This window comes from Streptomyces sp. NPDC047000 (assembly GCF_040644295.1).
Lineage (GTDB): Bacteria > Actinomycetota > Actinomycetes > Streptomycetales > Streptomycetaceae > Streptomyces.
The window spans coordinates 217,106-243,050 of record NZ_JBEYWE010000010.1 but is presented as its reverse complement, the minus strand read 5'-3'; the positions used below and the strand labels follow the sequence as shown (position 1 = coordinate 243,050).

General features: G+C 73.1%; 23 protein-coding genes and 1 tRNA gene. 12 read left to right on the top strand and 12 right to left on the bottom strand.

Features of this window, described 5'->3' with window-relative positions:
- Positions 1-52 precede the first annotated feature (52 nt).
- From ABZ862_RS18740 to ABZ862_RS18720, 5 genes are all read left to right on the top strand, one after another.
- Positions 53-1,066 carry a sugar ABC transporter substrate-binding protein gene (locus ABZ862_RS18740; protein WP_360959323.1) on the top strand — a complete coding sequence of 338 codons (1,014 nt, stop codon included), beginning with the start codon at positions 53-55 and terminating at the stop codon, positions 1,064-1,066.
- Positions 1,066-2,142 carry an ABC transporter permease gene (locus ABZ862_RS18735; protein WP_360959321.1) on the top strand — a complete coding sequence of 359 codons (1,077 nt, stop codon included), beginning with the start codon at positions 1,066-1,068 and terminating at the stop codon, positions 2,140-2,142. The genes ABZ862_RS18740 and ABZ862_RS18735 overlap by 1 nt, the downstream gene beginning before the upstream one ends.
- A 5-nt stretch (positions 2,143-2,147) precedes the next feature.
- Positions 2,148-3,077, top strand: coding sequence for an ATP-binding cassette domain-containing protein (locus ABZ862_RS18730; RefSeq protein WP_360959319.1), 930 nt, complete (start codon positions 2,148-2,150; stop codon positions 3,075-3,077).
- Between the two features lies 1 nt (position 3,078).
- The gene (locus ABZ862_RS18725; RefSeq protein ID WP_360959317.1) at positions 3,079-3,981 is read left to right on the top strand and encodes a sugar phosphate isomerase/epimerase; all 903 of its coding nucleotides are present in this window, start codon (positions 3,079-3,081) and stop codon (positions 3,979-3,981) included.
- A gap of 342 nt (positions 3,982-4,323) precedes the next feature.
- On the top strand, positions 4,324-4,926 hold the full coding sequence (locus ABZ862_RS18720) for a GPP34 family phosphoprotein (protein WP_360959315.1): 603 nt from the start codon (positions 4,324-4,326) through the stop codon (positions 4,924-4,926).
- Positions 4,927-4,998: 72 nt separating this feature from the next.
- Here the strand turns inward: ABZ862_RS18720 and ABZ862_RS18715 are convergent, their stop codons facing one another.
- The 3 genes from ABZ862_RS18715 to ABZ862_RS18705 form a co-directional block, all read right to left on the bottom strand.
- Positions 4,999-6,009, bottom strand: coding sequence for a Gfo/Idh/MocA family oxidoreductase (locus tag ABZ862_RS18715; RefSeq protein ID WP_360959313.1), 1,011 nt, complete (start codon positions 6,007-6,009; stop codon positions 4,999-5,001).
- Positions 6,010-6,072: 63 nt separating this feature from the next.
- A complete protein-coding gene (locus tag ABZ862_RS18710) occupies positions 6,073-6,849 on the bottom strand; it encodes an SDR family oxidoreductase (RefSeq protein WP_360959311.1) in 777 nt (258 codons plus the stop codon).
- Between the two features lie 126 nt (positions 6,850-6,975).
- Positions 6,976-8,133 (bottom strand): Gfo/Idh/MocA family oxidoreductase, encoded by a 1,158-nt coding sequence (locus ABZ862_RS18705; RefSeq protein ID WP_360959309.1) that lies wholly within the window; start codon positions 8,131-8,133, stop codon positions 6,976-6,978.
- Positions 8,134-8,312: 179 nt separating this feature from the next.
- Here ABZ862_RS18705 and ABZ862_RS18700 point away from each other — a divergent pair, with 179 nt between their 5' ends.
- Positions 8,313-9,359 (top strand): LacI family DNA-binding transcriptional regulator, encoded by a 1,047-nt coding sequence (locus ABZ862_RS18700; protein WP_360959307.1) that lies wholly within the window; start codon positions 8,313-8,315, stop codon positions 9,357-9,359.
- Positions 9,360-9,395: 36 nt separating this feature from the next.
- Entirely contained in the window at positions 9,396-9,929 is a 534-nt protein-coding gene (locus ABZ862_RS18695) for a hypothetical protein (protein WP_360959305.1), read from the top strand.
- A gap of 24 nt (positions 9,930-9,953) precedes the next feature.
- Here ABZ862_RS18695 and ABZ862_RS18690 read toward each other — a convergent pair whose 3' ends face one another.
- Positions 9,954-10,535 (bottom strand): helix-turn-helix domain-containing protein, encoded by a 582-nt coding sequence (locus ABZ862_RS18690; RefSeq protein WP_360959303.1) that lies wholly within the window; start codon positions 10,533-10,535, stop codon positions 9,954-9,956.
- A gap of 201 nt (positions 10,536-10,736) precedes the next feature.
- Here ABZ862_RS18690 and ABZ862_RS18685 point away from each other — a divergent pair, with 201 nt between their 5' ends.
- Both ABZ862_RS18685 and ABZ862_RS18680 read left to right on the top strand, forming a co-directional pair.
- On the top strand, positions 10,737-12,176 hold the full coding sequence (locus ABZ862_RS18685) for an MFS transporter (protein WP_360959301.1): 1,440 nt from the start codon (positions 10,737-10,739) through the stop codon (positions 12,174-12,176).
- 45 nt (positions 12,177-12,221) lie between these two features.
- A tRNA-Pro gene (locus ABZ862_RS18680) sits at positions 12,222-12,295 on the top strand.
- A 298-nt stretch (positions 12,296-12,593) separates the two neighbouring features.
- Here ABZ862_RS18680 and ABZ862_RS18675 read toward each other — a convergent pair.
- From ABZ862_RS18675 to ABZ862_RS18655, 5 genes are all read right to left on the bottom strand, one after another.
- Positions 12,594-12,869, bottom strand: a complete 276-nt coding sequence (locus tag ABZ862_RS18675; protein WP_360959299.1) for a protealysin inhibitor emfourin — start codon at positions 12,867-12,869, stop codon at positions 12,594-12,596.
- An 11-nt stretch (positions 12,870-12,880) separates the two neighbouring features.
- Entirely contained in the window at positions 12,881-13,915 is a 1,035-nt protein-coding gene (locus ABZ862_RS18670; RefSeq protein ID WP_360959297.1) for a M4 family metallopeptidase, read from the bottom strand.
- Between the two features lie 535 nt (positions 13,916-14,450).
- The gene (locus ABZ862_RS18665) at positions 14,451-14,885 is read right to left on the bottom strand and encodes a hypothetical protein (protein WP_360959296.1); all 435 of its coding nucleotides are present in this window, start codon (positions 14,883-14,885) and stop codon (positions 14,451-14,453) included.
- A gap of 19 nt (positions 14,886-14,904) precedes the next feature.
- Positions 14,905-16,347: a tyrosinase family protein gene (locus ABZ862_RS18660; protein ID WP_360959295.1), complete on the bottom strand. Its 1,443-nt coding sequence runs from the start codon at positions 16,345-16,347 to the stop codon at positions 14,905-14,907.
- Positions 16,348-16,583: 236 nt separating this feature from the next.
- Positions 16,584-17,330, bottom strand: a complete 747-nt coding sequence (locus ABZ862_RS18655; protein ID WP_360959294.1) for a hypothetical protein — start codon at positions 17,328-17,330, stop codon at positions 16,584-16,586.
- A 596-nt stretch (positions 17,331-17,926) separates the two neighbouring features.
- Here ABZ862_RS18655 and ABZ862_RS18650 point away from each other — a divergent pair.
- The gene (locus ABZ862_RS18650; protein WP_360959292.1) at positions 17,927-18,085 is read left to right on the top strand and encodes a putative leader peptide; all 159 of its coding nucleotides are present in this window, start codon (positions 17,927-17,929) and stop codon (positions 18,083-18,085) included.
- A gap of 142 nt (positions 18,086-18,227) precedes the next feature.
- Positions 18,228-19,100, top strand: a complete 873-nt coding sequence (locus tag ABZ862_RS18645; RefSeq protein WP_360959290.1) for a glutathione S-transferase C-terminal domain-containing protein — start codon at positions 18,228-18,230, stop codon at positions 19,098-19,100.
- 128 nt (positions 19,101-19,228) lie between these two features.
- Here ABZ862_RS18645 and ABZ862_RS18640 read toward each other — a convergent pair whose 3' ends face one another.
- Positions 19,229-20,314: a M12 family metallopeptidase gene (locus ABZ862_RS18640; protein ID WP_360959289.1), complete on the bottom strand. Its 1,086-nt coding sequence runs from the start codon at positions 20,312-20,314 to the stop codon at positions 19,229-19,231.
- A gap of 94 nt (positions 20,315-20,408) precedes the next feature.
- Here ABZ862_RS18640 and ABZ862_RS18635 point away from each other — a divergent pair, with 94 nt between their 5' ends.
- Positions 20,409-22,466 (top strand): LuxR C-terminal-related transcriptional regulator, encoded by a 2,058-nt coding sequence (locus tag ABZ862_RS18635; protein ID WP_360959287.1) that lies wholly within the window; start codon positions 20,409-20,411, stop codon positions 22,464-22,466.
- A gap of 56 nt (positions 22,467-22,522) precedes the next feature.
- Here the strand turns inward: ABZ862_RS18635 and ABZ862_RS18630 are convergent, their stop codons facing one another.
- Both ABZ862_RS18630 and ABZ862_RS18625 read right to left on the bottom strand, forming a co-directional pair.
- Positions 22,523-22,744 (bottom strand): hypothetical protein, encoded by a 222-nt coding sequence (locus ABZ862_RS18630; RefSeq protein ID WP_360959286.1) that lies wholly within the window; start codon positions 22,742-22,744, stop codon positions 22,523-22,525.
- A gap of 440 nt (positions 22,745-23,184) precedes the next feature.
- The gene (locus ABZ862_RS18625) at positions 23,185-25,857 is read right to left on the bottom strand and encodes a CHAT domain-containing protein (protein WP_360959284.1); all 2,673 of its coding nucleotides are present in this window, start codon (positions 25,855-25,857) and stop codon (positions 23,185-23,187) included.
- Positions 25,858-25,945 lie beyond the last annotated feature (88 nt).

Genomic DNA, 25,945 nt, shown 5'->3' with positions numbered 1-25,945 from the left:
TCTTCGCGTTACCGATCACTACAGCCCAAAGCACAGTGAGGTGCAGGAAAGAATGGACCGCTCTTCTCGCTCCCGCAGATTCGCCCCCGTCGTGGCTGTCGCCGCCGCGGCAGCCCTGACCCTCGCGGGCTGCTCGAGCAGTTCCGGCGGCAAGAAGTCCGAAGAGGGCGGGACCAATGCCTCCGCGGGCAAGGCCACCACGCCCCGGATGACCGTCGCCCTGGTGACGCACCAGGCACCGGGCGACACCTTCTGGGACATCGTCCGCAAGGGCGCCGAGGCCGCTGCCGCGAAGGACAACATCAAGCTCGTCTACTCCGCCGACCCCAACGCGGGCAACCAGGCCACCCTGGTCCAGAACGCGGTGGACCAGAAGGTCGACGGCATAGCCCTGACCCTGGCCAAGCCCGACGCCATGAAGGACGTCATCGGCAAGGCCACGGCGGCGAAGATACCCGTCGTCGGCCTGAACTCCGGTGTGAGCGACTGGCAGAAGCTCGGGCTCACGGAATTCTTCGGCCAGGACGAGTCCGTCGCCGGTGAGGCGCTCGGCAAGAAGCTCAACGAGATCGGCGCCAAGCACACCGTGTGCGTCATCCACGAGCAGGGCAACGTCGGCCTGACCCAGCGCTGCTCCGGAGTGAAGAAGACCTTCTCCGGCAAGACCGACATCCTCTACGTCAACGGCGCGGACATGCCGTCCGTGAAGTCGACGATCACCGCCAAGCTCAAGCAGGACAGCTCCATCGACTACATCACCACCCTGGGGGCGCCCTTCGCGCTGACCGCGGTGCAGTCCGTGGGCGACGCCGGCAGCAAGGCGAAGATCGCCACCTTCGACCTCAACAAGCAGCTGACCGGCGCCATCAAGAAGGGCACCATCCAGTTCGCCGTGGACCAGCAGCCGTATCTGCAGGGCTACCTCGCGGTCGACTCGCTGTGGCTCTACAAGAACAACGGCAACTACATGGGCGGCGGTGAGCAGCCGGTGCTGACCGGTCCGGCCTTCGTCGACAAGAGCAACGTCGATGCCGTCGCGCAGTACGCGGCGAAGGGCACCCGGTGATGACGATGACCCAGCATGCCGAGCCGGCGGTGTCCACACCGCCGGCCTCCGGCCCCGAGGAAAGCGACGGCCGCACCCTCCAGCGCTCCCTGGCGCTCAGGATGCTGGCCCGCCCCGAAGTCGGCGTCTTCCTCGGCGCCGTGGCCGTGTACGTGTTCTTCCTCGTCACCGCCCCGCCGGTGCGCGACGGCAGCTCCATGGCCAACATCCTCTACCAGTCGTCGACCATCGGCATCATGGCCCTGCCGGTCGCCCTGCTGATGATCGGCGGCGAGTTCGACCTCTCGTCCGGTGTCGCCGTGATCAGCTCGGCGCTCACCGCGAGCATGCTCAGCTACCAGCTCACCATGAACGTATGGGTGGGCGTGCTGCTGTCGCTGGTCCTGTCACTGGCCGTCGGTTTCTTCAACGGCTGGATGGTCGTGAAGACCGGGCTGCCGAGCTTCCTGGTCACCCTGGCCACGTTCCTGGTCCTGCAGGGCGTCAACCTCGCCGTCACCAAGCTCGTCACCGGCAACGTCGCCACCGACGACATCAGCGACATGGACGGCTTCGACCAGGCGAAGAAGGTCTTCGCCTCGTCCTTCGACGTCGCCGGCGTCCAGGTGAAGATCACCATCGTGTGGTGGCTGGTCTTCGCGGCCCTCGCCACCTGGGTCCTGCTGCGCACCACCTACGGCAACTGGATCTTCGCCGTCGGCGGCAACCAGGACAGTGCCCGTGCCGTCGGCGTCCCGGTGGGTCTCACCAAGATCTCCCTGTTCATGACCGTCGGCTTCGGCGCCTGGTTCATCGGCATGCACCAGCTGTTCTCCTTCAACACCGTGCAGTCCGGCGAGGGGGTCGGCCAGGAGCTGATCTACATCTCCGCCGCGGTGATCGGCGGCTGCCTGCTGACCGGCGGCGCCGGCTCGGCGATCGGGCCGGTCTTCGGTGCCTTCATGTTCGGCATGGTGCAGCAGGGCATCGTCTACGCGGGCTGGAACCCCGACTGGTTCAAGGCATTCCTCGGCGTGATGCTGCTCGGCGCCGTACTGATCAATCTGTGGGTCCAGCGCGCGGCGACCCGAAGGTGACCGACATGACGAACAACGAAGCCGGAACCCACGGCGCCGTCCTCCAGGACGCCGCGCCGGGCGACGCGGACCAGCCGCTCGTCGAGCTCCGCAACGCCGGCAAGTCCTACGGCAACATACGCGCCCTGCACGGCGTCGACCTCACCGTCCACGCGGGCAGGGTCACCTGTGTGCTCGGTGACAACGGTGCCGGCAAGTCCACCCTCATCAAGATCATTTCCGGGCTCCACCAGCACACCGAGGGCGACTTCCTCGTCGACGGCGCGCCGGTGCGGTTCTCCAGCCCCCGTGAGGCCCTCGCCAAGGGCATCGCCGCGGTCTACCAGGACCTCGCCACGGTGCCGCTGATGCCGGTGTGGCGGAACTTCTTCCTCGGCTCCGAGATCACCAAGGGGCCCTGGCCCGTGCGGCATCTCGACATCCCCCGGATGAAGAAGACCGCGGACCGGGAACTGCGCAACATGGGCATCGTCCTGGACGACCTGGAGCAGCCCCTCGGCACGCTCTCCGGCGGTCAGCGCCAGTGCGTCGCCATCGCCCGCGCCGTCTACTTCGGCGCCCGCGTCCTCATCCTCGACGAGCCCACCGCCGCCCTCGGCGTCAAGCAGTCCGGAGTGGTGCTCAAGTACGTCGCCGCCGCCCGCGACCGCGGTCTCGGCGTGATCTTCATCACCCACAACCCGCACCACGCGTACATGGTCGGCGACCACTTCAGCGTGCTGCGGCTGGGCACCCTCGAACTGTCCGCATCCCGCGCCGAGGTCACCCTCGAGGAACTGACCAACCACATGGCGGGCGGCGCCGAACTGGACACGCTCCGCCACGAGCTGGCGCAGGTGCGCGGCGTGGACGTCGAGGAACTCCCCGAGAAGGGGGACCGGCCCGTCCCCGCTCCCGCCCCAGAGTCCGTCCCGTCAACGGAAGGATCCTCCTGACATGACCCCTGCCCTGGACCGCATCCGGGTCGGCTCGGCACCCGACTCCTGGGGAGTCTGGTTCCCCGACGACCCGCAGCAGGTGCCCTGGGAACGCTTCCTCGACGAGGTCGCCGAGGCCGGCTACTCCTGGATCGAGCTGGGCCCCTACGGCTACCTGCCCACCGACCCGGCACGGCTCACCGACGAGACGGACCGGCGCGGCCTCAGGGTCTCCGCGGGCACGGTCTTCACCGGCCTGCACCGCGGCCCGGCGGTCTGGGAGTCCACCTGGGAGCACGTCGGCCAGGTCGCGGAGCTCACCAGGGCGATGGGCGCGACGCATCTCGTGGTGATCCCCTCCTTCTGGCGCGACGACAAGACCGCCGAGATCATCGAGCCGCCGGAGCTCACCACCGAGCAGTGGGGTCATCTCACCCAGGGCATGGAGCGGCTCGGCCGCCGGGTGAAGGAGACGTACGGGCTGGACATCGTCGTCCACCCGCACGCCGACACCCACATCGACACCGAGGTCCACGTCGAGCGCTTCCTCGACTCGACCGACCCCGACCTGGTCAGCCTGTGCCTCGACACCGGGCACTACGCCTACTGCGGCGGCGACAGCGTCAAGCTGATCGAGACCTACGGCGAGCGCATCGGCTATCTGCACCTCAAGCAGGTCGACCCGGAGATCCTCGCGGACGTCGTCAAGAACGAGATCCCCTTCGGCCCCGCGGTCCAGCGCGGCGTGATGTGCGAACCGCCGGCCGGCGTCCCGGAACTCGGCCCGGTCCTGACGGCGGCCCAGAAACTGGGCGTGGACCTGTTCGCGATCGTGGAGCAGGACATGTACCCCTGCCCCCCGGACAAGCCCCTCCCGATCGCGGTCCGCACCCGCGCGTTCCTCCGCTCCTGCGGAGCGTGAGCGCCGCCGCGGACACGGCACGACCGACGGGGCGCGCCGACGACGCCGCGCCCCCGTCCCCCTGCCGGGCCGGGGCACGCCGTACGACCCGGCGCCGGCAGCCCACCGCCCGCACCCACCCGTGCCGCCCCGCGGCACGACTGCCCGCGGCTGAGACGGCCCGGCCCCGGCCCCTTGGCCGGGCGGAGCCGAGCCCCGCGGCTGACGCGGACCGCAACTCCCCAGGGGCGCGGGGAACTGCGCGACCGGCCACGACGCGTCCGCAGTCGAACTCGGCGACGGGCCGCGACGAACCCCTGGTCGAAGAACCACCGAGCCGCGCGCAGCGCTAAAGTCGGCGGCATGACCACACCGCGGGATCTGTTCGTCGTCACCCTGGACGTGGCGTCGAGCCACCCCGCGCCCGGCGACCTGTCGCTCGCCCTCGCCGGCGCCGAGCTGATCGACCTCCTGCGCCTGGAGGCCGCCGTGCTCGACGGCGAACGCATCGTCCCGGCGACCCCGCGGGACGTCCCCGACCCGATGCTGGCCCAGGCCGCCGCGTCCCTCAGGCCGCAGGTTCCCCACGAGACGGTGGAGGACTGGCTGTGGCGCCGCGGCCGCGGCCTGTCCGTGGCGTACCGGGACGCCTTCGAGGCGGAGGGACTGCTCACCCTGCGCCGCCGCCGCTGGCTGCCCGCCTGGATCGGGCAGACCGCCCTGGTCGACTCACCCACCCGTACCCGTGCCGGGCACCGCTGGGCCGCCGAGGATCCCGTGCTCGCCGCCCTCGCCACGGCCGCCGGCGTCTCCGACCGGCCCGCCGCCGACCTGCGCGACGTCACCGACGAGTCGGTGGTCACGATCCTCGCCGCCGTCGACGACGCCGTCACGGAACTGGTCGGCGTCCGCCACCGCAAGTCCATCGAGGACGCGGCGTTCTCCAACGTATGGCGCGGCGCCTGACGGCTCGCCCGGCCCCGCGCCGCTCTCACCGCCGCCCCGGCGTCCGGCCGCCCCCGGTCGCCCGCGCCGGGCTCAGGCGCCCCCGCCCCGTACCTCCGCGATCGTCACCGGCCGGTGCTCCCGCAGGGACAGCGTGCACGCCTCCGCGATCCAGCCGGACTCCAGGGCGTCGGCGATCGTGCAGGGGGAGGGGCGGGTGCCCGCGACGACCTCGGTGAACGCGGTCAGCTCGGCGCGGTAGGCGGCCGTGAAGCGGTCCATGAAGAAGTCGTGCGGCGTGCCCGCCGGGAAGGTCGTACCCGGCTCCACCGAACGCAGCGGCAGCTTGTCCTCCAGGCCCACCGCGATGGAGTCCGCGAAGCCGTGCAGCTCCATGCGGACGTCGTAACCCCGGGCGTTGTGGCGGCTGTTGGACACCACCGCGATCGTGCCGTCGTCCAGGGTGAGGATCGCGCCGGTGGTGTCGGCGTCGCCCGCCTCCCTGATGTAGTCGGCGCCCCGGTTGCCGCCGACCGCGTACACCTCGGTCACCTCGCGGCCGGTCACCCAGCGGATGATGTCGAAGTCGTGCACCGAGCAGTCGCGGAAGATCCCGCCCGACGACGCGATGTACGCGGCCGGCGGCGGCGCCGGGTCCAGGGTCGTCGAGCGGACCGTGTGCAGCTTGCCCAGCTCACCGCTCCGCACGGCCTCCCGGGCGGCCGTGAAGCCGGCGTCGAAGCGGCGGTTGAAGCCGATCTGGATCGGCACGTCGCTGCCCTCGACGGCCTTGAGGACCTCCGCACCCTCCGCCATCGTGCGCGCCACGGGCTTCTCGCAGAAGACCGGGACACCCGCCTCCACACCGGCCAGGATCAGCGTCGGATGGGCGTCCGTGGCCGCCGCGACGACCAGGCCGTCCACCCCTGCGGCCAGCAGCGCCTCCGGAGAGTCCGCGACCTCGGCGCCGAACCGCTCCGCGGCGGACTTGGCCGCGTCCGCGAACGGGTCGGCGACGACGAGGGACTCGACGGCGTCCAGCGCGGACAGGGTCTCGGCGTGGAAGGCGCCGATACGGCCGAGGCCGAGGATTCCGATACGCATGGGGGTACAGCTCCTTGGTGCGGTGCGGTGGAGAAGCGGGGGAAAGGGAGGATATGGCGCGGCCTAGTCCAGGCCGCCGAGTACGTTCTGGTCCCAGTCGATCACCGAGCCGGTGACCACGCCGGACCGGTCGGACAGCAGCAGGACCACGAAGTCGGCGATCTCGTCCGGCTGGCCGAGCCTGCCCATCGGCAGCCGGGCCGCGGCCTGTTCACGCCAGTCGTCCCCGGCACCGTGGAAGGTGCGCTGGGTGGCGTCCTCACCCTCGGTCTCCGTCCAGCCGATGTTCAGGCCGTTGATCCGGATCCGGTCCCAGCGGTGGGCGTGCGCCGTGTTGCGGGTCAGACCGATCAGCCCCGCCTTGGCCGCGACGTACGGCGCCAGGAACGGCTGCCCGCCGTGGGCGGAGGACGTGATGATGTTGACGATCGTGCCGGCCGCCTCCCGCGCCACCATGTCCGCCACCGCCGCCTGCATCGCGAAGAACGGCGCCCGGAGATTGATCGCGACGTGCGCGTCGAACAGCTCCGGCGTGGTGCTCAGCAGGCTGCCGCGGGAGGTGAGCCCGGCGGAGTTCACCAGGCAGTCGACCCGGCCGTACGCGGCGACCACGTCCAGTACGGCGGACTTGGCCTGCTCGGCGTCCGACAGGTCGGCCTGGACGAACATCGCTTTGCCGCCCGCCTCCGACAGCTCGGTCACCAGGGACCCGCCCGGTCCGGCCCGCCGCCCGGTGACGGCGACCACGGCGCCCTCCCGGCTGGCGGCGCGCGCGACGGCGGCACCGACGCCCAGCGTGCCGCCGTTGATGAGGACGATCTTGTCGTCGAGAAGTCCCATACTGTCCTCAGCCCTCGCTCTTCACCTGTCGCACGGCGTCCCGGAGCCCCGGCCGCGACCCACCGGTCACGTCCCCACCGCTCAGGCCCCTGCCGGTCACGCTCCTGCCGGTCACGCTCCCGCAGGTCACGTCCCCTCCGGCCGGACCCACGTCCCGCTCTCGGCGGACCGCGCCATCGCGTCCAGGACGGCGGCGGCGTGCACGGCGTCCGGCAGCGTGGCGCCGTACGGCGTGCCCTCGGCGACGGAACGCAGGAACCGGTGCGCCTCGATCACCTTCAGGTCGTCGTACCCCATGGCGTTGGCCGCGCCGGGCTGGAACGCGGCGAAGTCACCGGCGCCGGGACCGACGTACACCGTGCTGACGGGCTGGTCCTGGTACGCCGTGCCCCGGCTGACGCCCAGCTCGCCCATGCGGCGGAAGTCCCACAGCACCGCACCCCGGGTGCCGTGCACCTCGAAGCCGTAGTTGTTCTGCTCGCCGACCGACACCCGGCACGCCTCCAGGACCCCCCGGGCGCCCGAGGCGAAGCGCAGCAGACAGCTGACGTAGTCCTCGTTCTCCACGGGCCCGAGCTCGCCGCCGGCGGCCCGGGTGTGACCGGCGGTGGCGCCCGTCGGACGCGCCCGCTCCGGCACGAACACCGAGGTGTCGGCGACCAGCGCCTCGATGTCGCCCAGCAGGTACCGGGCCAGGTCGGCGCCGTGCGAGGCCAGGTCGCCCAGCACTCCGCTGCCGCCCCGCGCCCGCTCGTAGCGCCAGGTCAGCGCGCCCTCGGGATGGGCGGCGTAGTCGCTGAACAACCGGACGCGGACATGGGTGACCGTGCCGATCTCCCCGGCGGCGATCAGCTCGCGCGCGGCCTCGACGGCGGGCGCGTTGCGGTAGTTGAAGCCGACCGCGCCCTGCACACCCGCCTTGGCGACCGCGTCGGCGACGGCCCGCGCGTCCCCGGCGGCCAGACCGACCGGCTTCTCGATCCAGATGTGCTTGCCCGCCTCGGCCATGGCCACGCCGATCTCGCGGTGCAGGAAGTTCGGCGCGGTGATGCTGACCGCCCGGACACGCGGATCGGCGGCCACCGCACGCCAGTCGCGGGTCGCCGAGGCGAACCCGTACCGCTCGGCCGCCTCCTCGGCGCGCCCCGGCACCTCCTCGGCGACCGTCACCAGCCGCGGCCGCAGTCCGAGCTGCGGGAAGTGATGCGCGACCCGGGAGTACGCCTGGGTGTGCACCCGGCCCATCCAGCCGAACCCGACGACGGCGACACCGAGCGATTCCACTTTGACAGCCCTTCTTTGGACCGGTCCATCCACTGTCCGTTCTCCACTCAGGGCCACCTTGGGTGTGGTTTCCAACGATGTCAAGCCGTCGCACCCGCCCGCGGACACTCCGTCCGGCTGCCGCCTTGCCCTCTTTGTGACCTTTGACAAGCCGGAGGTCTCATGGAACGGTCCATCCCATGAGACCGCCGACGATCCGTGACGTGGCCGACCGGGCCGGGGTGTCCAAGTCGCTGGTCTCACTGGTGCTGCGCGGCTCGGACCAGGTGCGCACCGAGAAGCGGGAGGCGGTCCTGCGGGCGGTGCGTGAGCTCGGCTACCGGCCCAACGCCGTCGCCCGCAGCCTCAGCGAACAGCGCACCAGAACGGTCGGCGTCCTCCTCAACGACCTGCGCAACCCCTGGTTCGTCGACCTCCTCGACGGCCTGAACTCCCTGCTCCACGACAACGGCCTGCACATGCTGCTCGCCGACGCCCGCCTCAACCGCCGCATCGGCCACGACCTCACCGGCCCCTTCCTGGACCTCCAGGCCGACGGCCTCGTCGTGGTCGGCACCCTGCCGGACCCGGCCGCCCTCGGCACCGTGGCCGAGCGCATCCCGGTCGTCGTCGCCGGGGCCCGGGAGCCCGCGCCGCCCGGCGTGGACACCGTCGCCAACGACGACGAGCACGGCGCCCGCCTCGTCACCGAGCACCTCCTGGGACTCGGCCACCGTCGGATCGCGCACATCGCGGGCTACGGCGCGGTCGGCGAGCTGCGCAGGCGCAGCTTCGAGGCGGTGATGCGCGCGCACGGCCCGGCCGCCGAGGCGCTGGTCGAGCCGAGCGACATGACCGAGGAGGGCGGCTACCGCGCCACCGTACGGCTGCTCAGCCGCCCCGACCGGCCGACGGCCCTGTTCGCCGTCAACGACATCGCCGGGGTCGGCGCGCTGTCGGCGGCCGAGGAGCTGGGACTGCGGGTGCCGCGGGACGTCTCGGTCGCGGGGTACGACGACACGAGCATCTCCCGGCTGCGGCACGTGTGGCTGACCACCGTCGACGCGGCCGGGCACGAGGTCGGCCGCCGAGCCGCCCGCTGCCTGCTCGACCGTCTCGACCGTGCCGACAGCCGTGACGGCCCTGACAGCCTCGGCCGCCTCGGTCGTCCCGGGGGAGAGGGCCGCGTGCATCTCGCGGCACCGACGCTGGAGATCAGGGGGACGACGGGTCCGCCCCCGCGGTGAGTGGCGGCGCCGCACGCGCCGGGTGATCGTGGGCGCATGACGGATGAGCCCGGAGGTACGGTTCCGCACCCGGCGGCCGTCGGCGAGCGGACCCACCACGACACACCCGAGGCGATCCTCTTCGGCGGGGTCTACGGTGCCGTCCTCGCCAGCTCGATGGTCGCCGCGCTCAGCCAGTACGGCTACACCTCACCCGCCCGCCGCGGCTACGACGCCGTATGGGTGCTGGTCACGGCCCTCGCCTCCGCCCTGGCGCACGGTTACGCCCACTACATCGCCGAGCGCGCACCGCACCGCCGCTGGGACGTCCTGCGCACCCTGGCCGAGGAGTGGCCGCTGGTGGCGGCCGTACTGCCGACGGTGGTGGTGCTCGCGGGGGCGTACTGGGGCTGGTGGTCGGCCGAGGGCGTGGAGTATCCGGCTTTCGTGATGAACATCGTGCTGCTGTTCGGGCTCGGCGTGGTCACGTCCCGCCGGTCGGGGCGCGGCTGGGGCGTTGCCGGGCTGATCGGAACGGCGGACGCGCTGTTCGGGGTGGTGGTCGTGCTGGTCAACGCGCTCATCAAATAGCGCGTGCCCCGGGAGCCCGCCGGGTCACCGGCCGGCGGCGCGCACCCCGTCGAGGGCGATGCCCAGGACGCGGTCGCGCTGGGCGTCGTCGTCGAAGACCGTCGCGGTGATCCCGGCGACCATCCGCAGCAGATCGCTGAAGTCCATGTCCTTCCGCGCCTCTCCGGCCTCCTGCGCCCGTTCGAACAGCGGGCCGCCGGCCGCGTACAGCGAGTCCCGGCAGGCCTGGAAGATGTCCGACTCGTCGTTGAGCGCCTCGCGCACGGCGCGCTTGGTGACCATGTAGCCGGTGAACCGGCGCAGCCATGCCGACAGCGCCTCCCAGGGCTCCAGGGCGGCGACCTCGACGGCCACCTGGCACAGGGCGTTGACCTCGTCGGCGTAGACGCTCTCGAAGAGGTCGCGGCGGGTCGGGAAGTTGCGGTAGAGGGTGCCGATGCCGACGCCCGCGCGCCGGGCGATGTCCTCCAGTGACGCCTCCGCGCCGTGCTCCGCGAACGCCTCGCGTGCGGCGTCGAGGAGGGCGTCGTAGTTGCGTGCGGCGTCCTTGCGGTGCGGTCGCCGGGCGGCGGCGATCTCGCTGACGGGGTACGGCTGGGCCGTCACGTGGTGCCTCCCGGGCGGGACGAGTTGAACCGGAGGTATCCCTCCGTTACAGTGGAGGGGTACCTCCACTTTAGCAGTGCGGGGTCGACGCGCCGCGGGCAGACGTGCCCGCAGAGCCGCACCCCACTGCTGACCTCTCGCTTCTTCCCTCCTCCCTCCTCCCCCTCCTCCCTCCGCGTCCAGATTCGGAGAGGCATCCCCATGCCCCGGAAGTCCACCCGCCTCACCTTCGCGGTCCTCGCGACCGGTGCCGGCGTGTTCTCCATGCTGCAGTCGCTGATCGCACCGGCCCTGCCGACCGTCCAGCACGCGCTGCACACCTCGCAGTCCACCGCGACCTGGGTGATGACGGCGTACCTGCTGTCCGCCTCGGTCTTCACCCCGATCCTCGGCAGGGTCGGCGACCTCGTGGGCCGCAGACGCACCCTCGTCGCGGTGCTCGTCGCCGTCCTGGCCGGCTGTCTGGTCGCCGCGCTGGCGCCGGACATCGGGGTGCTGATCGTCGCCCGGGTGGTGCAGGGCGCGGGCGGTGCGCTGTTCCCGCTGTCCTTCGGCATCATCCGTGACGAGTTCGCCCCGTCCGAGGTGAGCGGCAGCATCAGCAACCTGTCCGCCGTGATCGCCGCCGGCGGTGGCGTCGGCATGGTCGCCGCCGGTCCCATCGTCAGCGCCCTCGACTACCGCTGGCTGTTCTGGATCCCGGTCGCGGTCGTCGCCGTGACCGTCCTCATCGCACTGCGCTACGTCCCCGAGTCGCGCGACCGGGCCGAGGGCAAGGTGAGCTGGCTCGGTGCCGTGCTGCTGTCCGGCTGGCTCGTGGCGCTGCTGCTGCCGCTGAGCCAGGCCACGCGCTGGGGCTGGGGCTCGGCCCGGGTGCTCGGTCTCCTCGCCGCCGCCGCCGTGCTGTTCGCCCTCTGGCTGTCCGGTGAGTCCCGCTCCCGCAACCCGCTGATCGACCTGCGCGTCATGCGGCTGCCCGTGGTGCGGACGACCAACGCCGCCGCGCTGCTGTTCGGCGCGGGCATGTACGCGATCTGGTCGTTCCTGCCCGGCTTCGTCCAGACGCCGAGCGCCGCCGGATACGGCTTCGGCGCCAGTGTCACCGCCTCCGGACTGCTCATGCTGCCGATGCTGGTGGCGATGTTCCTCTCCGGTGTGGTGGGCGGCCGTCTCGAACCCGTACTGGGCGCCAAGCCGCTGCTCGCCACGGGCGCCGCGCTCGGCGCGCTGGCCCTCGGCATCCTCGCCCTGTGGCACGACGCGCAGTGGCAGGTCGCGGTGGTGTCGGGCATCTTCGGCCTCGGTATCGGCCTCGCCTTCGCCTCCATGGCCAACCTGATCGTCGGCGCCGTCCCGCCCGAGCAGACCGGCGCCGCCACCGGCATGAACGCCAACATCCGCACCATCGGCGGCTCCGTCGGCGCCGCGGTGACCGGCGTCCTGGTGACCGGCCGGCTCCAGCCCACGGGCCTGCCGTACGAGACCGGCTACACCCACGCCTTCGCCCTGCTCGCCGTCCTCTGCCTGGCCGCCGCCCTGGCCGCCCTCCTGGTCCCGGCGCGCCGCACCGCCCTGGTTGCCGTCGCCAGCTCCGCCGCCACCGCGGACAGCGGGACGGAAGCACCCGTACGCGTACGGTAGGGTCTACGTACGCGATCACACGGCACACCATCGTGCGAACCGCGTCGGGACGTGGCGCAGCTTGGTAGCGCACTTGACTGGGGGTCAAGGGGTCGCAGGTTCAAATCCTGTCGTCCCGACTTTACGAAGTCGCAGGTCAGGGGTCGTTTCAGAGGAGATCTGAAGCGGCCCCTCGATCATTCCTGGGGACCGCTTGGGGACCTGCGCATGGTGAAGGGGTTGTGGCGCACTTTGACCCGGTCAAGGTGCGCCACGGATGGCAGGCCGCGGCGTCCGAAGCGCAGGCCGCGAGGACCGGCTCGATCAACTCCCGGCGGGCATCGGCCGGATCACTCGGATGCGGACGTCGCGTCAGCCCCGCAGCCCCGCAGCACGCGAACCAGGGAAAGACGCGGCCCTGGGGATGAAAGCGACCTTTCAGGAGCCCTCCCCGAGGACCCGCTCGACCAGTCGGAGCTGGCCCTCGGTCAGTCCGGGGTCGGTGAACTCGACCGGGGGCCGGTCGTCCACGGTCAGCCGGTAGTGGTAGGCGTCGGGCACGCCCGGCCCGGCCCGGGGCCGGGCGTCCTGCTCGGTGAGGACCTCGTGGGCGAGCCGCTCCAGCTCCGTCCCGTCGGGCCGTCCGAGGGTGTCCACGTCGGCCTCGTGGGACCTGCCGAGCAGGCCGCCGTCTCTGATCAGCCGGATGCGCATGGCGCGGGGGCTCACAGAACGCCGACGGCCCGCCAGGCGTCCTCCACCGCCGCCAGTTCACTCCCGGTGTCGTAGAGCCGTTTCGCCGTGTTCCCCGTGACATCGGCGAACTCCTGGAAGGTGCAGTTCTCGGCGAGCTGCCCGGAGGTCATCGTCTCGTACCAGATACGTCCCGCCTTCTCCCAGGCGAAGCCGCCGATGGCGGTCGCGACCAGGTAGAAGGCGTGGTTGGGGATGCCGGAGTTGGCGTGGACGCCGCCGTTGTCCGCCGAGGTGTGGATGTAGCCGCTCATGTGCTTCGGCTGGTCGTCCTTGCCGCCCAGCTGCGGGTCGTCGAACGCCGAACCCGGGTCCTTCAGGGACCGCAGGGCCTGCCCCCGCACCGCCGGGGTGAACAGGCCCGCCCCGATCAGCCAGTCGGCCTGATCGGCCGTCTGGTGCCGGTCGTACTGCTTCACGAGTGAGCCGAAGACGTCCGAGACCGACTCGTTGAGGGCGCCCGACTGATCCTGGTAGACCAGGCCGGCGGTGTACTGCGTGACTCCGTGGAAGAGTTCGTGGGCGGCGATGTCGTGGGAGATGGTGAAGTCGTTGAAGACGACTCCGTCACCGTCTCCGAAAACCATCTGGCTGCCGTTCCAGAGGGCGTTGTTGAACCGGCGACGATAGTGGGCCGTGGCGTCCAGCGGCAGGTTGGCGTCGTCGATGGAGTGGCGCCCGTAGATGTTCTGGAAGAACATGAAGGTGAGGCCGAGGCTTTCGTAGGCGCGGTTGACGGTGCCGTCCAGCGTGGGCGGATCACCTTCTCCCCTGACCTCGTGGCCGGGCAGCACCGCGCTGTGGTCGGCGTCGTAGATCGTCCGCGTCAGGACGAACTGCGTGGGCGGGGCGGGTGCCGCCAGGCTCGGTGTGTCGATCCGGTTCTGCCGGAAGTCGGCGCCGACGGTGAGCGTTTCCCGGGCGGCCTCGCGGGCGTCGGGATGGTCGGCCGCCTCGGCCAGCTTCTCGAGGATGTACGGCGGGAGGATGCCGCAGACGGGGCGCATGGGGGGTCCCTCCTTCTGGAGAGGGGTGTTGGAGGAGAGTCACGAGTCCCCTGCGCCGGGGACTCGGAGAGGGGGCCGTGTGCGTTCACGGCCGGACAAGTCCCATATGTTCCATTCTGCGCCGGTGGGCGGCATCGCGCATACGGAGCGCAGGTCCGGCGTACACCGCCTGCCCGGTGCCCCAACTGCGTCTTTCCCGGGCCATGTTTGCGGCTCTCGCGGCGCCGACGCCCCCCCTCGTTCCGGTTTTGCCGGGCGCCCCGGTGATTGAGTCCCGCCGGATGGTGCAGCCGATCAGGTCGCAGCGCAGGCCGGCGGCGGTGACTCGGCACAACCGGGCGCTCGACTCGCCCTGGCGGGCCGCCTCGTGGACCGTCCACCCGGTGAAGATCACCTGGAGCCGCCTACCGGAACGCCTGACGGTTGATCCTCTGCACCACGACGCGGGACGCGACCGACCCGGTCGGCTCCGGCCCGGCAGGGAAGGCGCCGACGGCGGATCTCCTCCGCCGTCGGCGCCCGTGTGCGTACGGGATCAGCCGTCCCGCTTGACCGCCAGGAAGCTCGCCGTCTGACCGGCGAGTGCCAGGTCGGGACCGCTGCCGTGGTTCGCCGCGCGCAGCAGGGTCCCGGCCAGGGTCTGCCGCTGGTCCACCCCCGTCGGCCAGTGGGGGAGGAGGACGCCGTCGTACTCGTAGTGGAAGTCCGAGATGGGTGTGTCCGGCTGCCCCCTGCCGGTCAGGGTGAAGTGGACGAGGGATCCGTTCGTGGCCTTCCCGGTGATGTCCATCCCGAGGAAGCCGTCAGGCGTGTCGGAGAAGACCAGCGCTCCGCTGATCGCGCCGCCGGGCTCGACCGACAGTCTCAGCTCCAGCTGGGCGAACCGCAGCCGGTTGAAGTCGTCCACCGGATCGGGCAGATCGAGGAAGCTCCGGTAGGTGTAGGTACCGGCCAGGTCTGCTGTGTCCATCGCTGTCACCGGGCCTCGGTCAGGTGGTGCTCAGGGAGATGCTGCCGATGCGGGGGCGCGAGTCCGGTGGTGGCGTCGGAACGGCGGCGAGGGCGCGCGCCTCCTCCCCGGCGTCGGGGGGCGGCGGGCCGAGCGGGGCCGGTGTCACCACGACGGGCGGAATGCCCTCGCCGTCCCACACACCCAGCTGGCGCAGCTCCGTGAGGTGGTCGGTGATGTCGAACTTGAAGGTCAGCCCCGCATCACCGTGGTGGTGGGTGTTGGCGCCGACGGCGCCGAAGAAGTGCAGGTGGCCGATGAAGTACGGGCCCTCGGGGTCGAGGTCCTCCTCATGGTCGGGGCGCGCGCCGACGAACACGCGGTAGTTCGTCTGGGGCGGCGCGTCGGCCCGTACGTCGTCCATGGTGAGGATGGCCCGGTTCGGCGTCTGCGGTGAGGCGGCCTCCGGCAGGGCCCCTTCGCGGGCGCCGGGCTCGGGAGTCAGCGGGACGGCGAACGTGTCCGGGCCCAGGCCGGTCGGACCCGAGGTGGCCGCCACCTGTTCCGGCGGCTGGTCGGCACCGGCCGCCACCAGGGCGACCAGCCGCTCGGGAGGCTTCAGCCCGATTCCGTCCGTCAGCGACTCGTAGACGTACCCGAGTGCCTCCTCGGACTGGAGGTCCTCGGACGTGAACCCGACCTTGTTCCCCTGTGCGTCGCGGAAGGTGTGGGTGAAGCCGAGCCAGTCCGCGTCCGCCGGGTTCTTGTGCCCGGGGTCGCTCGCGGTCCAAGCGGCCCACAGGCGGTCGATGTTGGCGTGGTGCAGCCAGAAGATGGGGTCCCGGGGCGAGAAGAACTGCGACATCACCCCGCCCACGTAACCGTGGATGAGGTTGTGCGGCTGCATCTCCAGGAGGCCGGACTGCCCGTTGCTGTGGATCAGATGGCTGTCGGTGTACTCGCTGCCGAACTGTGTCACGCCGGTGAAGTCCGGTGCCTGCATGGCCTTGTGCGGGTTGGCCTCGGTCCACCCGATGGGAGCGCCCAGGGCGGCCCCCGGGCTGCGGTCGGGCTCCGCCAGGTACAGCGGGTTGTCGCCCCCGTCGTCGGGCCAGCCCGGACTGCGGAACGCACCTGGCAGGCGGCGGCATTCCTGGGATTCCGGGCTGTCCGGGTTGCCGTTCGTCACCCGGGTGTAGTTCCAGTACGGCAGTGTCCAGTCGTCGGGGCCGCCCAGTTCGTTCTGGACGACGTCGCGCACGATCTCCTCGAAGCAGAGGATGTAGGCGCGGTGCCAGGGCAGGAAGAACCAGCCACCGTGGGGACAGTTGTTCCATTCCGGGTTGGGGCCGGGGACATCCGCCTTCTCGCCGTGGATGTTGGCCTGCCAGCCCCAGCTGGTCGGATCGCTCTCCGGCCTGCTCTGCATCTTCCGTACCGCTCGGGCGTACCAGAGGAGCTGGTTGTCCCAGATGTCCGTCATCTTCGTCGTGTCACGACGCACTCGAGCCGCTTGGGCCATGGTTCTGCCCTTCCGGTGAAGAGGGTGGCTGCCGCCGCGCGCCACTCGGTTCCGTCCGAGGCGCGAAGGGGAAGGCCGGACAGGGAATGGGGGTGGGCAGCGGATGCGGGGCGTGCCGCGCATGCCCCGAGAGGGGTGACCACTTCCAGGATCGCACCGGGTCACGGGCACGCAACTCAGCGGCGCGCGGCCCGTGGTCAGCGCAGGACCAGCACAGCTGCCGTGGTGACGGCGGTGGCCGAGCCGAGCACGAGCAGCACGGGCGCCGGTGGCAGTTCCCCGGCCAGGTGCCGGCGCCGGGCCAGGGCCAGGGCGGTGCCCGCGTTCCGCAGCAGCATACCCGCGACGACGGCGAGCAGCAGCGCGTGGGTCCACTCCGGCACGGGTGCCACCAGTGTGATCCAGCCCCCCACGAGCGGGCTGACGCAGACGGCGACCAGCCATGGCGTCAGGGGCCGTCGGCCGCGTGCGTCGAGGACCGCCGTCAGCGCGAGTCCTTCGCTGACGGAGTGCACGGTCAGCGCCGCCACCACGGGGACCGAGGCCAGCAGAGCCACCGTCATGCCCTCGACGAGCCGGTGCAGTACGAGGGCGACGGCCGTTCCGATTTCCAGGAGCCGGCCCGGCTCACCCCGTCCGCGCAGGATGTGCCACGCCGGTGCGAGGGCGAAGACCGCGACGACGACCGGCACGATCCAGCTTGCGAGGCCCTGCTCCTCGGCCTCGCGCAGGGCGTGCGGCACGATGTCGGCGCCGGCCACCGCCAGCAGCACCCCGGACGCGGCGCCGAGCAGCATCGTCGAACGGTGCGACCACCGGCGCCCCAGCCAGGCGCCGACCAGCGTCCCGACCGCGATCAGGATCAGCCCCAGGTACTGGCCGAGGCTGAATTCCCCCCAGGACAGCGCGAATCGAGCCCCCGTCTCAGGAACCGCAGCAACCACTGTTGGCCCTTCCTCCATGAGCGGCGGGGAATGGGGATCGGTCACTCTCGACGCTTCCACAGCTCCCGCCCGGCCGCATGTGCCCGGCCCGCTCCCCGGACCGTCGGCGTGACGGCTCCATCTGGAGGGGCCTGCGTACATGACCCGTTCCTGCCACGTCGCCGCTCTCATCGAGTGGATGATGTCCGTACGGGCGAGGCCTGTTGCCCGAGGCTGAGCGGAGCGAGTCGAGGAGCTGGTCGGAGCGGTGGGTGGAACCGGATGGCTGCGGGTGCCGGTCGGGGTGGATGTCGGGCGGTGGGTGACCCGGGAGGGTGCCTGCGGGTGCTGCTGGTCGTGCACGACGTGACGTCCGCGACGCGGTTGCCGGATGTGCTGCCGCTGCAGGCTGCACTGGCCGAATTGACGGGACGACGAGTTCGGCGTTCTGCTGCTGCGACGTGACCGGCTCGCGGCTCGGCAGGTTCTCTCTGGCCGGCAGTGCTGGGCACGAACGACGGGCCCGCGCTCCTGCCGGTGTCCCGGACCGTGGACGCACTCTTGACGAGGGCCGGAGCGGACTCGACACTTGAGGAATCCTAGTGAATAGGTAGGGAATGGTGACGGGGTCTGCTGAGCCGGTCGTGGGCGCGGTGTGCCGCCGCGGCTCCCGGCCGTCGCCGCCCGCGCCCCCGCCGCCGTCATCACCGCTGCTGACGTCCCGCCGTCACATCGATCTGCTGCGGGTCTGCAGCGCCATCGGGCACCTGGCCTGAGCCGGGGCCGGCCGCCCCACCGGGCCGGCACGGTTCAGCACTCCCGCACGCCCCCGTGCGGCTCCCGCGCACTCCCGCGCACCTTCCGCGTCGCTTCCGCCGTGCCGCGCGTACCGCCGCGCGCCCTCACCCGGGGAGACCCATGTCCGTCGTACCGCTCGCCGCCCATCCGTCCCCGCGGTCCGCCCCGGCGTTCCGCGGGCGGATCGGGCGGGACGCGCGCAGCGGCCACTACGCCGTGCCGCGCCGCTACCGCCTCCACCTCTCGACGTCGTGTCCGGACGGTCTCCGGATCGCCGTCACCCACAGCCTGCTCCGCCTGGACGACAGCTGTCCCGTGACCCTCCTGCCCGCCGTCCCCGATCTCCCCGGCGGCGGCCACTCCGCGCTGCTGCCGCTCTACGAGGCGAGCGCGCACCGCCATCCCGGACCCGCCCTGGCGCCGGTGCTCAGCGACGGCTGGTCCGGCCGCATCGTCAGCACCCACGCCCCGGACATCATGCGCGACCTCGCCCGGCGCTTCGGCGGCGACCGCACGGCGCTGTACCCGTGCGGCGCGGAGTCGGAGACCGAGGCCGTCGAGCGGATGTGCGTCCAGGGCATCGAGGGGGCCGCGCAGCAGGCGGGCGCGGCCGGTGCCGGGCCGGCGGAGCGGGAGGCGGCGCTCGCCACGCTGTTCGGGACGCTGGGCGCGCTGGAGCGGTGGCTCGACGGGCAGACGTATGTGAGAGGTGATCAGATCAGTTCGGCCGACGTGGAGTTGTGGGTCGCGCTGGTGTACCTGGACATCGTGCACCGGGTGCATCTCGACGCCGGTGCCGTCGAGCGGGTCGCCGCGCATCCCGCGCTGTGGGCCTACGCCCGCCGTCTCACCGCCCACCCGGCCTTCGGCGGGCACCTCGACCTCGACGGCATCGAGCGGCGCCACCGGGCCCGCTGCCGGGGTCTCGAGGCCGCCGGGGCGGCCGTACGGATCCTCGACTGGGCCGCCCACACGGCGGTCGCCCCGGGCTGACCTGCGCCTCGTCCGTCCGTCGCACGGTGGCGGGCCGAGGACGCCTCCCTCCCCCGAAGGCTGCGTCCTCGGCCGTTCCCCCCGCGCCGGACAGTGGTCCGTGTTCCCGGGCGGCGCGGCCGGTGCCGTCACCAGCACATGACCGCGCTCCCGCCCGAACCCCAGGCGGAGTACAGGCGCACCCGGACGACATAGCGCCGCCCCCTGACGAGGCGTACGCCGAACGTGGCGTTGTGCGGCGTGCCCCCGTCGTCGCGGCCCGCGAGGAAGCGCGGCTCGCCGTCGCGCTCCTCGAAGACCACGGCCACCGTGTCGCACGCCCCGAACGTGCCCACCGTGTACGTACGCGTCTCCGGCGGCTCGATCGTGAAGTCGGCCTGTCCGCCCGGCCCGAGCCGCAGCGGCACCGAACGGAACGGCTCCAGCAGGGCCGGCTCCCGGCGCCCGGCCGGCGGATACCAGCGCAGCACGAACTCCTTGTCGGCAGGGGACAGCGACCCGGGCGGATGCACACCCCCGCGGTACTCCTCCGGCTCCAGGATCAGCCCGGCCGCGAACGGGTACTCCATGACGGACAGCGGGTCCCAGACCGAGCCGTTCACCTCGTCGGGGTCCAGCTTGCGCAGGATGTTGAAGTGCGTCCTGTCCCGGCTCCAGTGGTTCGGCGGCCCCGCCAGATCCGCGTACACGGCCTCGTCGTCCCAGTGGATCCCGGCGAACGGGCTCTGGTGCTCGTGCAGCATGCCGAGCGCGTGCCCGATCTGGTGCAGCGCCGTCCCGCGCTGCCCCGGCGCCGTGAGGTCCCAGCCGAGGTTCATGGTGCGCTCGGCCGTCCCGACCGACAGGGCGTCCCTGCCCACCGCCGACCAGGAGCCGTCACCCCCCTGGAAGCCGATCCGCAGCTCGGCCTCCGAGCGGACGCCGGTCTCGGCGAACGACACGCCGATGCCCAGCCCCTGCCACTCCCGGAAGCACTCCCGCACCACCTCCCGCTGCTCCTCGGCACCCACCCACGACACCCGGCGGGTCTCCCCGGTGCCGGGCACGGGGATGGCGGAGGCGTCGGAGTCGCCGTCGAAGAAGCAGTAGTGCAGGACCGTCCCGTTGACCCACATCCGGCGTCCGGCCATGAGCGCGCCCAGCCGCTCCGCGGCCAGCCCCGGCGGATAGGAAGGGGCCGGCTGCTGCGGGAGCGAGCAGTACCGGGCGGTCATGCGGCAAGCCTGCCGCCGCCCGCCCCCGGACGCCTGAGTCGGGGGCTGCTCAAGTCACCGTGTATCAGGGCTGAGTAGGGCCGCTCATCCTTCCGTGAGGCTTTTCGAGCAGGACACGACGACCCCCGGGGCGCCCTGGCCGTTCACCGGACGGGAGAAGGAACTCGACCTGGTCCGCCGGGCGCTGACCGCGGGCCGCCCCGGCGCCGTGATCACGGGACCGGCGGGCCGTGGCAAGACCAGGCTGGCCGCCGAGGTCCTGCGCGGCACCGGCTGCGCGCGGGTCACCGGGACCCCGCAGGCCCGTGACATCCCCTTCGCCGCGTTCGCCCACCTCCTGCCCGGGCCCGTGACCCTGCACGGCGCGGTCCGCCACCTGTCCGGCCCGGCGGCCGGTTCCGGCGCCGGTGCCGCTCCCGGCTCCGGTACGGGGGTGAAGGTGCTGCTGGTCGACGACGCCCACCTGCTCGACGACTCCTCCGCCGCCCTCGTCCACCAGCTCGCCGTGCACGGCCGCGTCCGCCTCCTCGTCGTCGTGGCCGACGACGGCCCCGTACCCCCGCCCGCGGTGTCCCGCCTGTGGACGGGCGAGCTGCTGCCCCGCCTGCCCCTGGAGCCCCTCTCCTGCGAGGACACGGCCGCGCTCCTCACGGCGGCCACCGGCGCCGTCCCCGAAGCCCTCACCACGACCCGCCTGCACCGCCTGTGCCGGGGCGACCTGCGTCTGCTGCGCACCCTGGTGACGGCGGTACGCGACGGCGGCCCGGCGGGGGCGGACACCGCTCCGCGCGACGGGGACCCGGTCCCGGGTGAGGACGGCGCTCCGGGGGCGGGGGAGTGGACCTGGCGCGGTCCCGTCCCCGTCACCGGCGCCGTCCGCGAGCGCGCCGCCGCGGTTCTGTCCCACCCGCACCCCGCCGCCCGCGACACCCTCGAACGGCTGGCCTTCGCCGAACCCCTGCCCCTGCCCCTGCGGCTGCGCCCGCGCGTGGACGACGGCCTCGAGGACGACCCGAACCCACAGCCCGGCCCCGGCCCCGGGCTCGACCCAGGTTCCGACCCCGGTCTCCTCGGCCTGCTGGAACAGCTGGAGGCCGACGCCCTGATCCGTGTGGACGACCACGGCGCCGTACGCCTCGCCCACCCCCTGCACGGGCCGGTGCTGCGGGCCGCGGCCGGCCGGTTGCGGGCTGCACGGCTGACCCGGAAGCCCGCGCGGTGCGCCGCCGCCCTCGACGCCGAGGCGGCCGCTCTGCTGCGGCGGATCGAGGTGGCGGACGTACGGGCCCTGCCGACGCCCGTGGGGGACTGGCTGGCCGAGGAGGGCGAACCGGTCCCCGCCGGGTACGCGGCGCTGCGGGCGCGGTTCAGCCGGCTGCGCGGCGAGCTGCGGGACGCCGTCGCCTGGGCCCGCGAGGGCCTGCGCGGCGCGCCCGACGACGCCGCCTGCCGACTCGAACTCGCCCTGTCCGCGGCCCAGTCCGGCGACCTCGCCACCGCGCACGCGGCCTTCCCGGGCCGTCCCGTCCCGGCCCGCGCCGCCACCTGGCTCGCGGCCGCCCGCGCCGATGTGACCGACGCTCTGCGCGCGGTCGACGACACGGACCCGCACTCCCGCTACGACGCCGTACGCATCGGCGCGGCCGGGCGGCTCACCGGGGTGCCGCTGCCGGCCGGCGAGCCGTTCGCGCAGCACGCCCTCGCCCTCGCCCAGGCCGACGGCCCCAGCCTGGACCGCGCGGCCCGCGCCCTGGAGGAACGCGGCTTCCTGCTGTTCGCGGCGGAGGCGCACGCCCAGGCCGTCCGCGCCCACCGCGACCCGCGCGCCGCCCGCCTGTCCCGTACCCGGGCGACGGCGCTGGCCCGCCGCTGCCAGGGCGCCCGCACCCCCGCGCTGTCCGGCCTGGCCCTAGGTGAGCTGACCGCCCGGCAGCGCCAGATCGTCACCCTCGCCGCCGCGGGGCTGAGCAACCGCCGGATCGCCGAGCAGCTCACCCTGTCGGTGCGTACCGTCGGCAACCATCTGCACGCCGCCTACACGCGCCTCGGCGCCTCCGACCGGGGCGCGCTGCCCTGGCTGACGGACCTGCCGGGCGCGGCGGGGGACGGCACGGCGCGGGCGGTACCGGCACTGCCGGAGCCGTCGGTCTGAGCCGGGGCGACCGGGGCGGCGCCGGGCGGCCCCACGGCGGTACGGGCGTCGGGCGGCTACCCCTCGCCGTCGGTCCAGTCGTACGGGCCGCCACCGCGCCACTCGATCAGCTCGGGGTCGTCGACGGCCGTGTCGTGGGTGGGCAGTCCGGCGGCGTGGAGATACTCCAGCACGTCGAACAGGCTGTACGCGGTGCCCATCCGTCTGCCGTTGATCGTCACCCGGCGCCCGCCGTCCGGCGCAGGCGGAAGCACGACCGCGGGAGGGCGCTCGTCCATACCCCCACCATGCTCCGGAACCGCGCGGAGCGCAGCCCCGCGGGGGCGAAACGGGTGGACATCCGTCTCCGGCGGGACGTCACCCGGCCGCACCCCGCCCCCTCCCGGCCCGTCACCGGCTCCCTGCCCCCATAGGGCGCCCCGTCCCGGGACGCCCAGGGAGGAACCCTCACGCCCTCCGGCCGTCGCCCTACGCGCGGTGACGCCGCCCCCGACCCCGCCCCGCGGACTCCGGCACCGTGCCGACCGCCGCGTCACGGGCCGTCGCGCCGTGCCGGACGGCTGCGCCGTGGGCCGTGACACCGGCCCGGACACCGGGCCGTGGGCTGTTGCACAGCGCCGGACCCCGCCCTGCGGCCTCTGGCGCAGCGCCGGACGCCGTCCCGGACGCTCAGCCGCCCCTGACGCCGCCCCGCGGGCCGTGGTGCCGTCCCCGACGGTCACGCCGCGCCGAAGGCCGCGAACGCCCAGCCCGTCGCCAGGTGCACCGCGTCCCGGGGTACGGCGGCCCGGGCGTCGCGCAGGGCCTCCGCCAGGGTGAGCCCCGCGGCCAGGCCCTTGTGCAGCGCCAGCATCAGCGGCACCACCGCCGCGTCGTTGACCGGCGCGCTCGACGCCACCACCCCGGCCGTGCCCAGCGGCAGCAGGGCGGTGACCAGGCCGAGCAGCTCGTCCGCGCCCACCGAAGCCAGCCGGGCCGTGTCGCAGCTGGAGAGGATGATGCGGTAGGGGCTGCGGGCGAGCCGCTCGAAGTCGTGCACGATCAGCGGGCCGTCGGCCATCCGCAGCGAGGAGAACAGCGGGCTGTCCGCACGGAACGTACCGTGCGCGGCCAGATGCGCCAGCGCCGCCCCGTCCAGCGCCTCCAGCACGCGGGGCACCCGCGCGTCGTCGTACTCCAGGACCGTCGTACGGCCGTAACGGTGCACCAGCTCGGTCAGTTCGGCCAGTTCCGGCACCTCCGCGCCGCCGGACGCCAGACCGGGACCGCGCACCAGCACATGGCGCCCGCGCCGCGGCGGCTCCGTCTCGCGCGCCCGCAGCCAGCTGCTCGCCGACGGGGACACGCTGAGCACCCGCTCCCGCAGCGACGGCAGCAGCGCCCACGTCACCCGGTGCAGCGCCCCCGGCGGGACGACGACGACCGGGCCGGAGCCGAGATGCCGGGCCGCGGCGCCCAGCAGCAGCTCCTCCAGGCGCCGCCCGGCCGCCTCCACCAGCGGCAGCCTGGCCTCCGCGCCCGGGTGGGCCAGCCGCCGCAGCGCCGCCTGGATGTACTCCGCCTCCGCGACGGCCTCCGTCAGCGGGCCCGCCTCGAAGCGCCGTACCCGGCCCTCCCCGCACAGCAGCACCTGCACCCGCCCGTCGAGCACGGCGAGCTCCACCAGCCGCGCCTCGCCGTCGCCATGGCCGTCGCCCAGCCGCTCCAGCAGGCGGGCGGGATCGAAGCGGTGCCCGTCGCCGCCCGCCTCGCCGCGCAGATGCAGGGTGCGGGAGCGGATCTCCCTTTCCAGACGCCGCTGTTCACGCTCCAGGGCCAGCAGCGGGCGGCCCTCCGTACGGGCGTCCTCGGCCTGCGCGGCGCTCACCCGGAAGGCGGTGAGCGCGCTGAGCAGCGCCGGGTCGGCGGGCGGCCGGGTGGGCGGCGCCGTCAGCACCGTGGCCCGCCAGCGTTCGCTCCACACCAGCAGCCGGCGCGGGCCGCCGGTGGCGAGGCTGGCCTGCTGGGCCATCGCGGCGAGTTCGGCGCCCTGCGCGGTGGCGCGGGCCCGCAGTTCGGGGGCGCCGAGGGTCATCCGGTGGTCGTCGAGGACGTCCAGACCGCGCCGGCACGCCTCCAGGACGCCCCGGCTGGAGCCGGCGGCCCGGTGCCGCAGCGCCTGTGCGGCCCAGCCGGTCATCCGGGCCAGCGGCGGCCCGCCGTGCCGGCTGCGGGCGGCGGCCGACAGGTGCCGTTCCGCGTCCTCCGTCCAGCCCAGCGTGAGCGCGATCCGGCCCGCCAGCAGCGACGCCTCGGGTGCGCTGGGCGAACCGAGGGCGGTCAGCCTCTGGGCCGTCGCGACGGCGTCCGCGACCAGCCGCCCGGTGCTGCGGCCCGCGGTGAAACGCGCCTCCGTCGCCACCAGCCGGGCGTGCGTCTCCCACCAGGTGCGCCGCTGGGCCGCGAACAGCTTCTCGGCGACCGCCGCGCGGGCTATCGCGGTGTGCGGATCGTCCGCGAGCCGCGCCGCGCGGGCGGCGGCCAGCAGGAGTTCCGCCTTGCGGGTGGACTGGCCGCCGATCTCGTCGAGGACCCGGATCGCCGCGTCGGCCTCGGCGAGCGCCTCCGGGGCGAGCCCGGCCGCCATCAGCACGTCGCAGCGGCGGATGCTGAGCATGAACGTGGGGGTGCCCAGCTTGGCGTACCGCTCCTCGGCCTCGTCGAGCAGCCGCAGCGCGGCCGGGATGTCGCCCGCGCGGAACGCCGCGAGGCCCCGGCTCTCCACCGCGTCCGCCTTGTCGTGCTCCTGCCCCGTGGTCTCCCACAGCAGCTCGGCGGCGCCGAAGTCCGCCTCGGCCCGGTCCACCGAGCCGAGCGCCAGATGCACGGTGGCCCGCAGGGTCAGCGCCCGCGCCGTCCAGATGACGTCGCCGGCCTGCCGCAGCACCGGGATGGCCTTGCGGACGTCGTCCAGGGCCTCCCGGTGGTGCCCCAGCACCCACCAGACGTACGCCCGCCGGAACAGCACGCGCGCGCGGGTGTGTCCCACCCCGCGTGCGACCCCGCGCTCGAAAGCCTCCAGACCCTGCCGAGTGCGCCCCGCGTGCACCAAGGCGACCCCCAGCGTGGCGAGGACGTCCGCCTCCCGCTCCGCGGAGTCCGCGCGCGCGGCCAGGTCCCGGGCGCGCCGCAGATGTCTGAGGGCGATCCGCAGATCGCCGAAGTCCCGTTGCCAGATGCCGATCACCTGGTGGGCGACCGACGCGTGCAACGGCTCAGGATCGGTGCCGAGCACCCCTTTCGCCCCGGCCAGCGCGTCGTTCGGGGCGGCGAACACCATCGGCAGCAGATCGAGAACCGAGTCGCTTCCCGCTGTCACACCGGCGATGGTAGTGGCCCGGGGCGCGCGCATCACAGGTCCGGTGGCGTATCGGACCGTATCCGGCGGTGTAGTGGACTGTATCCAGTCGTATCCGGATTAGTATCCGCAATCGCCGCCG